This is a genomic window from Microcoleus sp. POL10_C6 (assembly GCF_036701585.1).
GTDB lineage: Bacteria > Cyanobacteriota > Cyanobacteriia > Cyanobacteriales > Microcoleaceae > Microcoleus.
Window position 1 is genome coordinate 22242 of record NZ_JAUBRB010000063.1, and the last position, 12174, is coordinate 34415.

General features: G+C 45.7%; 10 protein-coding genes. 6 read left to right on the top strand and 4 right to left on the bottom strand.

Annotated features, from left to right (window positions below):
* Nucleotides 1-40: 40 nt before the first annotated feature.
* From QUA34_RS25475 to speD, 5 genes are all read left to right on the top strand, one after another.
* A complete protein-coding gene (locus QUA34_RS25475; RefSeq protein WP_333331287.1) occupies nt 41-595 on the top strand; it encodes a hypothetical protein in 555 nt (184 codons plus the stop codon).
* 480 nt (nt 596-1075) lie between these two features.
* Nucleotides 1076-1558 (top strand): BON domain-containing protein, encoded by a 483-nt coding sequence (locus tag QUA34_RS25480; RefSeq protein ID WP_333331285.1) that lies wholly within the window; start codon nt 1076-1078, stop codon nt 1556-1558.
* Between the two features lie 386 nt (nt 1559-1944).
* A complete protein-coding gene (locus QUA34_RS25485; protein ID WP_333331282.1) occupies nt 1945-3156 on the top strand; it encodes a histidine kinase in 1212 nt (403 codons plus the stop codon).
* Nucleotides 3157-4630: 1474 nt separating this feature from the next.
* Nucleotides 4631-5692, top strand: a complete 1062-nt coding sequence (locus QUA34_RS25490) for a pentapeptide repeat-containing protein (RefSeq protein WP_333389909.1) — start codon at nt 4631-4633, stop codon at nt 5690-5692.
* Nucleotides 5693-6202: 510 nt separating this feature from the next.
* The gene (speD, locus tag QUA34_RS25495) at nt 6203-6625 is read left to right on the top strand and encodes an adenosylmethionine decarboxylase (protein ID WP_333080601.1); all 423 of its coding nucleotides are present in this window, start codon (nt 6203-6205) and stop codon (nt 6623-6625) included.
* 84 nt (nt 6626-6709) lie between these two features.
* On the opposite strand, the gene QUA34_RS25500 is transcribed toward speD, so the two are convergent.
* A complete protein-coding gene (locus QUA34_RS25500; RefSeq protein ID WP_333331276.1) occupies nt 6710-7306 on the bottom strand; it encodes a hypothetical protein in 597 nt (198 codons plus the stop codon).
* A gap of 145 nt (nt 7307-7451) precedes the next feature.
* Between QUA34_RS25500 and queF the strand changes: the two genes are divergently transcribed.
* Complete coding sequence (gene queF / locus QUA34_RS25505) at nt 7452-7871, top strand: preQ(1) synthase (protein WP_333389911.1); 420 nt, start codon at nt 7452-7454, stop codon at nt 7869-7871.
* Between the two features lie 553 nt (nt 7872-8424).
* Here queF and QUA34_RS25510 read toward each other — a convergent pair.
* From QUA34_RS25510 to QUA34_RS25520, 3 genes are all read right to left on the bottom strand, one after another.
* Nucleotides 8425-9837, bottom strand: coding sequence for a cytochrome c biogenesis protein (locus QUA34_RS25510; protein ID WP_333331273.1), 1413 nt, complete (start codon nt 9835-9837; stop codon nt 8425-8427).
* A 276-nt stretch (nt 9838-10113) separates the two neighbouring features.
* Nucleotides 10114-10845 (bottom strand): cytochrome c biogenesis protein CcdA, encoded by a 732-nt coding sequence (locus tag QUA34_RS25515; RefSeq protein WP_333233091.1) that lies wholly within the window; start codon nt 10843-10845, stop codon nt 10114-10116.
* A 551-nt stretch (nt 10846-11396) separates the two neighbouring features.
* Entirely contained in the window at nt 11397-12113 is a 717-nt protein-coding gene (locus QUA34_RS25520; protein ID WP_333331271.1) for a pentapeptide repeat-containing protein, read from the bottom strand.
* Nucleotides 12114-12174: the final 61 nt, after the last annotated feature.

Sequence of the window (12174 nt, forward strand, 5' to 3'; positions counted from 1 at the left end):
GCTAGCGCAGATCGATCGGGCATATATAATTTTTACCCAAATGAAATTTCTGTATTTACTTCTAGTTACTGCTACATTACTTTCATACCCTGTCAAGTTTGCCCGTCCCGCTGCATCTCAACCAGCCCCGCTGCGGACAGCTATTCAGACGCCAGAGTGGCAGCCATTTTGCTCAGCGATGGGTCAGTTTGCGATCGATATGCCGGCAAATCCCAAAATTAATTCCGAAATTTTTTCAAATCAAATTATTGCTCATACATACCGATCGAAATTAAAAAACAAAGAAACTTATTTGCTTCAATACTTTGACCTAGATTTTCGGCTGAGGAACAATAATATCAATAATATCAGAATTACTTTAAATAATGCCGTTGATTTTTTTGTCGTGGCAGCGAATGCTAAAGTCTTGCAAGTGCGGGATATTTCCCTCGGAGGCTATCCGGGAAAAGAATTTGAGTTTCAGCCACTTTCTCCCACTGAACCGGTAGGTGTAGGTCAAGTTTATTTGGTGGAAACGCGCGTTTATGGGCTGGTTGCCACTAACTCAGAACCAGAAAATGCTCAAAAATTTCTCGACTCTTTTCGTTTGTTTTGAAGCAGGAACTTTTACAATGAGTAGTTTAGGAGATTTAACATATTTAACTGATAAATGTTGAGGGAATAAGTCAGAAGTTACAGGGAAAAAATAAAAATGAGTTGGAAGTGGCAATCGAATTTATTAATAAAACTTACGCTTGGCAACTCGGTGTTTAGGAAAATAGTGGCTTTGGCAACAAAAAAGGTCGCCATCAACCGGGTTTTTGAGTAATAATTTGGCCAAAACTCTATTAAGCTAAATTTGACTTAATACCTTATTGTATTTTTTGTACTCTATCTAACGACATAGATTAATTTTACACCCGTGGAGCGATGTAGATACTTGCTCAAATTTATATATTTGATATAAGGATTTTTAAATCGCCGAAAGCAAAAATCAGAAAGCATAAACAAAGATGCTGTCTTGCTCCATCTGGCTCCCATCTGGCTCAACCAAGTCAGCCTCATCGAAAGCTTACCCGGAGGGTATTAATATATTATGAACAAACTAACACCAATTATCCTGAGCGGTCTCCTATTATTTGGAGCTGCTGCTTGCAGCGAAGGAGCTAAAACTAGCGCTGATTCTCCTAATTCTGCCACAGGAAATACCACTAGCCCGCCCCCAGCCGAGACAGTTCAAAAAACTCAGGGTGACGCCACTAGCCAGATTCGCCAAAACCAAGCAAATTCTGATATCAGGGCCAGAGAACAGCGCAACAATGTGACGGGTGGCGATGCAATAAGAGCCGACGGCGACCTTCAAAGTGAAGTGCGCTCAAAGTTAGAAGTAAACATCACTAAAGGTCAGCTAACTGTTGACGCAAAAGATGGGCTTGTCACCGTAGGTGGCACAGTTCCCAATCAAGCTGATTTAGCTAAAATTGAGCCGCTAGCTAAAGAGATTAAGGGTGTCAAAGATGTGAATGTTACGGCTGTTGTCGCCCCCGCTGCACCTGCATCGCCTAGCAGCAATCAATAAATTACAAAGAAGAAGTCCGAGGGACACAAGGGAGAAGGATGTAGTTATCTAGGAGAGAAGTCTGAGGGAAGAGGGTAAAGTTTGGCATTGTAAGATTCCTTGCGGAGCGGATTGCAAAACTTAGGTGACTCTCTAGGGAGAGCTGGGTTTTAAGTGAAAGAGTTTAAATTCACGCATTCAAAACTCACGCAATACCTGCAACTTCCCCTTCCCCATTTCCGATTTCCCATCCCGGAGAATTAGTTAGAAACCAACCTGAAGATAGAGCGGGAAGTTATTCCCAGCGACCGATGAAAATTGTTGGGAAAAAATGACTAAATGTGATTGATGGCAGAGCATAAATTCTGTGGTTGTGTAAAAGTAGTATATTTTTCAGGAGAAAAGAAATGGCTTTAGGTCAACACAAGCGAGCTGTAGGAGCATTTTCTAATTACCGAGATACGGAACTAGCCCTGATGGAACTGCAAAGTACCGGGTTTCCGATGAATAAAGTTTCGGTAGTTGGGGAAAAGCTAGATAACAGCGAAATTGCGGGCGCTAGCGCTGGTAAGAGTACCGACGAGAAAGTCGGTGGTGGCGCCAAAGCAGGGGCGACAGCGGGAGTCGTGACGGGCGGTTTAATTGGTTTACTCGGAAGCATTGGAGCGCTAGCGATTCCGGGAGTTGGCCCGGTGATGGCGGGGGGTGCGATCGCCACTCTGCTGGCAGATACTGTAGTCGGAGGCGCGATTGGGGCTGCAGCAGGCGGTTTGGTCGGCGGTTTGGTCGGTTTGGGAGTTCCCGAAGATAAAGCTAAAGCTTATAACGATCGCGTCTCGCGCGGAGAATATTTGGTATTCGTAGAAGGAACAGATGCTGAACTTGCCACAGCCGAAGGAATTATGAGCGTGCGGGGCATTCAGGATTGGGGTATTTACGATGTGCCTGCAGACACTGGTCGCAGAGCTTCGGGCCGCCAGAAGCGCGCCGTCGGAGTATTTTCAACCCGCCGGGAGACGGAACACGCACTGGGAGAACTGAGAACTGCCGGTTTCGACATGAATCGGGTTTCGGTCATCGCTAAGGATGCTGACTCTAAAGGGGACATCGCAGGCATTGACGTGCACGACAGCGCGGACAACAAATCCGACGAAGGGGCCACAAAGGGCGCACTCACAGGTGGTACTTTGGGCGGCTTGACAGGCTTGTTGGTAGGTCTGGGCCTAGTGGCAATTCCGGGAATCGGGCCGATTATGCTGGCAGGAGCCTCAGCTACGGCGATCGCCACTACACTCGCCGGTACGGCTTTGGGTGCGGCAGCAGGTGGCTTGATCGGAGCTTTAGTCGGTATGGGAATTCCCGAAGAGGAAGCTAGAGCATACAACGATCGCGTGGCGAGAGGAGATTACTTGGTACTGGTTGACGGCAGCGAAGCAGAAGTCGCTAGAGCTGAAACCATCCTGAGCCGCGGAGGCATTCAGCATTGGAACACCTACGACTATAATCCCAGCGTCGATAGTGCTCGGGCTGATTACGGCGCTCCTGGGACTCCGGGCGTTGATACTACGGCTGATATTTACGATCCCAATCAGGGCGTTACCGGCCACCGTCGGGTTTAATAATTCAGACTTTGTTTGGGTATTGTTTCTACTTTCTGCAGGGTAGTCGCACTCGCGCACTCGGATGGTGGAAAGTGATCCAACCAACAGCGGCGAGCTAGCGGTTTTACGCTTCGTCGGTAAAATTATCTCAAAAGTCGGCTTTTTCTCTGAAAGCCGGCTTTTGTTTTGTTCTGGAAACTTCAAAAAGCCACCTGTCAAAAGTTTAATTTTGATTGGCAAGGTGGGCTTTCCACCAGTGGATCGATCGGCTCCCTGAATTTTTACAGCAGAAATCCGCAGCGGTTTTTTAGTCTGTAGCACTCACTACTGCTAGATTTTAAACCCCGCAGTATTATCAAATTTAATGACCTAAATTACCACAGATATTGCCCAGTTAGTCAAAGAGCGACTATCTTTAATTATGGGTAGCTAATTTCAGCAACTTATACAGGTGAAGTAGCCAGTCCCGCGCGCCGAGTACGGCATGCAGTGGTCGGCAACTATTAGAATAATATTGTCGTCGCTTTCCCGCCAGACTTAGGCTGGTCATTGCTTGGCTGTAGCAGCCCAATTGCTGTTGGCAAGACCTGCGGCATGAATACAGTTTTTCTGGGAATGCCTCAGAGAAGCATTTGAGAAGCCCAGGAACAGCTTTTATGTCCGGGAGCGCGTCTGGTGTCGAGTGTTCTGTAAATTAGAACCGCAAGCGCTCATGGATCGAGAAAACATTAACAGCAAGCACAGCAGCGCGGGAATAGGGGAACGACTCGCGAGCCATTTTTTCGCGCAATCTCAGGCTCAGCACAGCGTATTGCTTCCTTCGCCGACGACTCGCTCAGCACTCCGAGGGAAACAGCCTTCCTGTTGGTTTTCACTGGCACGGAGCACAGTGGGGGGAGGTGACACTAGCTGAGCTGGCCTGGCGCTGCCGTCCGGGTTCCTCGAAGGTAGAAAGCACTTATTTAGAAGGCATTAGGGGTTGAAGCTCCGATATCTTCTTTATTGATTGCACTCATAAATTCGATCGCCTGTACTGGCAAATTTTCGGGTCAGAAGACGGCGCGGATGCCGCCAGCAATACCGCCAATATTCGATCGACCTTGACAAGATCGATCAACAACTTCTCGGTATTTTGGTAAAGAGTTAGGAGGTAATATGTAGTGGTTAGCAGTTAGTATAAATCCCACTAACCATTAACAACTAATATCAACCGCCAACTAATTACTAGCAAAATAATACTTACAGGACTTACAGGTGGCGAGAAACGCGGTTTTTTCATAACTTCCGCGCTAGCAAACCTCAGATTATACCAGAACCCGGTTTATTTTCGTAAATTATAACTATGAGAGCAGGGTGATGGTAGGAATCAAGCAGTTTTGACAATTGTTAATGTGGCAGTATTAGTTTAAAAAACTGACTGGCAAACACGATAGTACAAACTTTCACACAACATAGAACATCGAGAAATTAAGGAAACTCACTCAATTTTTTTATGAATTTCACTGAGCTTTTAAGTGCCGATGAACTTTTAACTAGACATAGAAACGGGGAACGAGATTTTCGAGGGACTAACCTCATTGCGGCTCATTTGAGTGAAGCTAATCTCAGTCGAACAAATTTGAGCAGCGCTAATTTGAAAGGTGCCAACTTAATTAGAAGTAAACTGATTGGAGCTAATTTAAACGCCGCCGACTTGAGCGGGGCTAATTTGTCTAAGGCGAAATTAATTGAAGCTAACCTCGGGAGTTCTAGTTTAACTGGAACTGTAGCCATCTCCGCAGATTTTAGCGGGGCCAATCTCAGCGGAGCAATACTGTCTCAGGCTGACTTGAGCAAAGCAGTTATGACTGGAGCGAGTTTAGTAGGAGCTTGTTTGCTAAGTGGCTCAAAACTAACTGAGGCTAATTTGAGCGGGGCGACGCTGAGCCGAGCAATTATGAGCGGGGTTGATTTAAGCAGAGCAAATCTGACGAGAGCGATTCTCACCGAGGTAGATTTGACCGGGGCGAACCTGAGCGGAGCAACTTTAACTCGGGCTTATCTCAATCGCGGAAATCTCAGCGGCGTCAATTTGGTTGGGGCTTGTTTGAGCGAAGCAAGTCTGCGGGAGGCTTCTATTAGCGCTGCTAATTTGAGCGGTGCTGACTTGAGCGGTGCTGACTTGCAATCGGCAAATCTAAATGGCTCTAATTTGAGCGGTGCGGACTTGCAGGGAGCTAATTTGAGTAAAGCTAATTTAAATGGTTTGATTCTGCACAATGCTGATTTGAGGGCTGCGAATTTGAACAAAGCTTCTTTGCGGGGAGCTAACTTGAGCGGTGCGAATTTGGCAGGTGCTAGCTTGCTGGAAGCGGATTTGCGGGGGGCGAATTTGAGTCACGCCAATTTGTCTGGAGCGGGTTTGCTGTTGAGTTCTCTAACAGGGGCGAATTTGACAGGAACTAATTTGTCAGAGGCTAATTTGATTGGGGCGAGCTTGAATGTTGATAATTTGAATGAGGCAGCTTTGGGCGGGGCGATTTTGCCGAATGGAGCTACTCACAGCCGGGATTGATAAGTTGATTAAGAGAAAATGGTTTTGAGTTTTAAGTTAAATAATCTTTAATTTAAAACTCAAAACTTTTGACAATAAAGAATTCAGGAGTCAGGAATCAGAAGTCAGTTATTGGTTGTGCAGGGCGGGTTTAATAGATTGTCTGCGATCGACAATCTATTGACAATCTATTAAAATTAGGACTCAGCGATGCAATCTCAGAGGCAATTTCAGCATTCTTTGACTAACTAATTCGCTTGGACAGGTTTTACAACATGATGTTGAAACCCCGCAGCAAGAGCTTGTTTCTGATTAAAGTCTCCAGCATAGGCAGTCAGGGCGATAGCCGTGCAGTTCCCCAAGTTGACGCGCGATCGCCAGCCCCAATCCCAAACCCCAAAAATTACGACTTAGGGCTCCATCCTCCTAATCTTCATCTTTCTTTGTGAAACATACTTGCAAAATTTTTGACACCGTGCTAACGTTAAAAGGTTTGAGACTTAAAAATCAATAGAGGTAAAACCCCGCAGAATGAAACAATTGGGAACCCATCTGGTCGCTGATGCTTGGCAGTCTCCTGGAGACCTGCTCAACGATCCTGAACGTATCCGCCGCGCTATTCTCGATGCGATCGAAGCCGGAGGAGCTACTCTCATCGATTTGTGCGTACACCAGTTTAGTCCTCACGGAGTGACAGCTACTGCTACTTTGGCAGAGTCTCATATAGCAATCCATACTTGGCCTGAACACGGTTATTTTGCTGCAGACTTATTTTTCTGCGGAGCCGGCGACCCTCACCGAGCCATGAAGGTGCTACAGACAGCTTTGGAAGCTAAACAGGTAAAACTCACTGAGTTCACGCGCGGTTTCGATCCAGGGGTGGGCATTGTAGGTTCTGCTTGTGAAGAGCAGTATGCCCCTCGTTCAGTAGAAACGAGTGCCGCCAGAGGATGATGGCCAATTAGCGTAACTTTGAACAATTTATGCTAGGTTTTGTTTAAAATCCCACGGATCGAACCGTGGGATTCTTGTTGGAATTTACTTTTTCATTAATAAAGGGCGGACAACTAAATAACCTGCACCAAAAGCTGCAATCACAATCAGAAAAATCGCGATCGCCAACCACAATCCACTTAAGTCTGAGGTTTTTTTGAGTTGAGATCGCACACGGTAAGGAGTTTCCGGCACCTCTGTAAATAATTTTTCGGGAAGTGGCTGCGGCATTGAGACGGCTGTTGGCTCCGGTTCCGGTAGTGGGAAGGGGAAAGCTACTGTCTGAGGTGGTTGAGGTACGGCAGAGTTCATCTGCGAGGTTACAGGTGGTGGGGGCGGAGGTTCAACGCTGAAATTGAATTTGACTGACGGCATTTGAGGCATCCCTGTCTGGGTGATGCTCTGAGCCGAGTTGACTACTTGCTGTAACTGTTGGGATACTTGAACTACTGTTTCTACTTCTCGCCGCAGTTGTTGATTTTGTTGGACTAATTGCTGATTGTGGGTTTTGAGGGAGTCCACCATCGCTTGGGCTGCTTGCAGCTCTGCCGTGACTTCTCGATAGAGGGAAATTGGTACCGATGGAGAGTAACTATTTGAGTTTTCAGGGGAAGTATTGTCAGATAAGGTAGTATTTTGCATAATTGTAGATGGCGAGGGTGAACTTGTTTTAGTTTAGCCTGAGAGTATTTGCAATTAGATCGATCGCAACACAATTCGTCAAGATATTTGTTACAGATATTGAACGTAAAATTAATTTAATGTTACAAGTTTTTAGTCGATCGCTATGAACAACTACGCACCGGAACAAACTATGTCGCAAAAGTCAAGCACCGAAGAAATGAAATACGGCGAACGCCAGATTTTGGAAGGCGAGTTAATTACTTTTCCGAATCCGCGAGTCGGGCGGCGCTACTCGATTAACATTACGTTGCCGGAGTTTACTTGCAAGTGCCCATTTTCTGGCTATCCCGATTTTGCGACAATTCACGTTACTTACGTGCCAGACGAGCGGGTGGTAGAGTTAAAGGCGCTGAAACTGTACGTTAACAGTTATCGCGATCGCTACATTTCTCACGAAGAATCGATCAATCAAATTTTAGACGATTTTGTGGCAGCTTGCGCGCCGCTGGAAGCGACGATTAAAGGCGATTTTTCGCCGCGGGGGAACGTCCACACCGTGATTGAGGTGCGGCACGAGAAGTAGGGCGGGTATTAAGCTGTTGTGGCATTGAGATTTAATTGTGGGGCGGCGTCGAAGCGCACCCCACAATAGTTTTAAGAAATAGGATTGTTAATAAAATTAGCAAGTAATTGTAGGGTGCGTCAAGGCAGCCCTCTCAACGTAGTCAAAAAGCCGTTCAAACGCTTAAAATCTGGTAGTTTGTAGGGTGTAAACTGGGCATGGGTCGAGTTGTCACCCACCGGAGAGTACCGGTTTACGGGCGTTTCAGCGTTTGGATTTTGAAACCAAAACTCCGTATATATAGCAATCCTTGCAGGAGTCATAAATTTTTTACCCCACCCCAACCCTCCCCTTGCTAAGGGGAGGGAGTAAGAAATTCACAAATGATTTAGGATTGCTATAGTAATTTTGATTACTGGAAATTTGAAAAATCCGAACGTGAAATAGTGGTTTTCTGCTTTTTTTCAGGTTCACATTAACAACCTCGACATATTTGGCAACGCGCCCCCTACAATCTCAACTAATCTTTTGGATATTTATCGTTGGTGTAAGGTGCGCTAGGCGCACCCGACGGTTAGCTTTGACTTGCAACAGAAGTCTGCGCTATTTCGCTCTTTTCTTCCTCTTGTTTCGATTCTGCCAACTTGTCCAAAATCTCCACAACTTCTCTTTCAAAACTCACCTGAGCGCGATTAGTGCGCCCGCCGACGTATAGTTTGCCGTTTTTTTCCAAAGCCCAAATCTGCGAGTGAGACAGATAGCTCATCAGCACGCTAAGCATCAGCAACCCGAAGCCAGTATAAACGATCGGAATACCCGGATCAGCCTTAATTTGCAATCCCGTACTGCCTACAACTTCGTCAATTGTCAGCATCACTCCGTTAACTTCCACCGCCGTGCCTGCGCGAACTGTAGTTAACAATTTGCCATCCGTACCGTACACTAACATCGTGCCTTGCAAGTCCTTTGCTAGCAGAGAAACTCCAGCACTCAAATCTGGTTTGGTCGGAATCCAAGCACCCCAAATTCGACCTTTACCTTGGGTGTCTAACTGAGCCATTGGCAATTGTAAAACCGGGCTTTTATTGAGGCGAACTCGCACGGCGGCTATTGCCCAATCTGCTTGATAAAAAGTGACTCCCCGATATCTGAGGGGCTCGTTAACGTGAATGGTTTTGCGATCGACCTCTTGGCCTGTTTTGTCCAAAACTGACAGATCAGAGTAAAATTGGTCGATCGCACCGCTCGGACTATAATCAATCCAGAACCGATTAACTCGCATCGACCAATCCTTCGGTATTTGCGGCCGGGCCCAAGGTCCCGCATCCAGGATATTCTGCACCTGAAATGTTTCGCCGCTGGGAACCATTTCTTGGCCTAGAAATCCCGTCATCGCGCCCCACATCGACCCAGCTAAAATAATTAGCATACTGGCGTGAACAATAATCGGGCCGATTTTACCAATTATTCCCTTGCGAGCATAAACTTTTTCGCCTTCTCGAAATATGCGGTAGTTTTTTTGCTGCAAAAGTGGTTCTAACGAACTTAAAGCAACTGTTTCTAATTCCGCACTGAGAGCTAATTTTTCAAACTGCTTTGGTTCTTCATAAAATTTCCAGCGGCGGGCGGCTTTTAATGCGGGAAATTGTCGAGTAAATGTACAAGCTGTTAAGCTGCTGCCGAACAAAATTAGGATTGACAAAAACCACCAAGTGCGGTATACGTGGTCTAGTCCTGCAATTAGTACAACTTTCCAAGTTAGGAAGCCGAACAAAGCGGGGTGTTCTGGATAGTTGGATTGGTAAAAGGGTACTGATTGGCCTTGTTCGATGACGGTGCCGGAAATGCTGAAAAATGCGATCGTCAGCAGCAAGATAATTGCCAGCCGCAAATCTGCTAGCACCGGCAAGATTTCTCGCTTGAAAAACCTTTGAGGGGCAGTCGCCCAGTTTGAGAGTTTTGATAGAAATACTTCTTTTGATGTCATTGGTAATTATGAAGGAAGAAGGAAGAAGGAAGAAGGAAGAAGGAAGAGGGAAGAAGGAAGAAGGAAGAGGGAAGAGGGAAGAGGATAGAATAACAAAAGATGAACAAAATATTATTATTTTTAGTTAAAAAGTCTCCATCAATTTTGGATTCTTTCTCTTTTCTTTCTTCCTTCGTGTTCTTCGCGTCTTCGCGGTTCGTTAAAAAAAACTTAATTCACGCATTCAGGAGAGATTGCTATATCTTTAAATAAAGACTGAAGTCCTTACTACTAAAATTAAGCGGGAAGGATTCGGGAAAGCAGAGAGAAAACGCCAAATCCTACTAGCAAAACGCCGCTAACAGGCGTAATCCAACTCGACCACCGACGTAATTCTAACAACTTTTTAATGCTAGCAGTGAAAGTACCTGCTATAATCAGCGGAGCGACGTAGCCAGCAGCATAAAACAGCAGCAACACACCACCTAAAACTGTATCTCCCGTTTTGGAAACCCAAGCTAAGAGTGTAGCTAAAACCGGCGTGCTGCAGGGAGACGCTACTAAACCAAAAGTTAAGCCCAATAAGTACGATCGCACGCCCGCCGGCAAATCTTTCGGCACCCACCCCACAGCGTCAAAAGACGGCATTTGCAAGGGTAAAGCTTCGAGTAAATTGAGCCCCATTAGAATAGCAATAATGCTGACAAGAATCGGCAAACCCAGGCCAATTTTGCCGTAAACTTGTCCGGCAAATGATGCTACAATACCTAAACCCGCAAGGGTGGTGGCTAATCCGAGGGAAAACCACGCCGACTGGGCGGCGGCTTGCAGGCGACTTTTTGCTTCGTATCCGCCGATGTAGCCGATCGTGATCGGCAACATTGAAAGCATACAGGGCGTTAAGCTCGTTAGCAACCCTGCCAGAAAAATAACTCCGACGCTGACTAAACTGAGGTTTGTCAGTTGAGTATTTACTAAATTATTAGCAAATTGTGCGAGTTCGTAAAGTTGAGTTTGCAGGGTTTCCATCAGTCGATTTTAGATTTTAGATTTTAGATTTACTTCACAGCCTATCGATTTTAGATTTTAGATTTTAGATTTTAGATTGACTCCACAGCCCATCGATTTTAGATTTTAGATTTTAGAGAGGCTCTACAGATGAATCTGAGAGTTTAAACTAAATATCTAATATTTTTGCTATTCACGACTCCTGTCGGGGGCTTGTATCCCTAGGCAGGTGACTTCAGGTTCGGGGCTGTTCTAGCTTTGTTGAAAATTGTAACAGATGCGCGCAGGTTCTGTTTTAAATTTAAGATTTTAGCGATATTTACGGGTTGGGAGTTAAAAAGTCGATCGCACCCTGGTTTAAATTAATATCTTGACAGCATCCTCAACAAGCTGTTGACAACGGGCGCAGCTTGGGAGTTAAAAGGTCGATCGCACCCTGGTTAAATTGATATCTTGACAGCATCCTCAACAAGCTGTTGGCAACGGGCGCAGCTACACCAGATAATTCATTGACTGCGAAATCAGCCCGAAAGCCTGTTGTTGAAATTATTCAAGCAGACTTTAATTTTACTCTACTGTAAATTAAAGCCACTTTCTTCATTAATAGACCCGTCCGGCATTATTGCCCCTGCCAGCACCGCACCTCTGAAATTTGCTCCCGTTAAAGTAGCGCCTTCTAAATTAGCATTGCTCAAATTTGTGACTTGTTTGGAACCTCGGAAAAAGAAGCTGTGCAAGTCAGCACCTGTTAAATTAGTGTCTGCCAAATTAGCATATTGCAAGTCAGCACCGTGCAGCGTCGCATCCGTTAAATTAGCTTGGGTAAGATTGCTTCCCCAAAGTCGAGAATCTAAGACATTAGCATCCTGTAAATTGGCGCGGCTCAGATTGGCCAAAGTCAGATTCGCATCCCACAACTTCGTGCCGTTGAAATTAGCTTCGGTCAAATTGGCTCGACTGAGATCCGTGCCTAAAATCTCAGCATTTGCTAAATTAGCGCCGGTGAGATCTGCGTCAGAAAGATCCGCATCTTTTAAGTTAGCACCGGACAAATTAGCGCCGGACAAATTAGCGCCGGACAAATTGGCTTCTTGGAGATTAGCTCCCCGCAAATCGACTGCGCTCAAATCGCACTGTTTCCACAAAAAACTGACGCACCAATTATCCTTTAATAGGTGAGTCACATCCTCTGCATTCGCGGCCATCACAGGAGGAGTTAAGTAGAGAGTGAACAGGACGATCGCCAACACCGCAGCGAAGAAAGTTTTCAACCTCATAACTCTTTTCATTGACACTAATTTGCGCCATAAATTATTGATGTCTAATCAAAGCATAGCAAATAATCTGCAA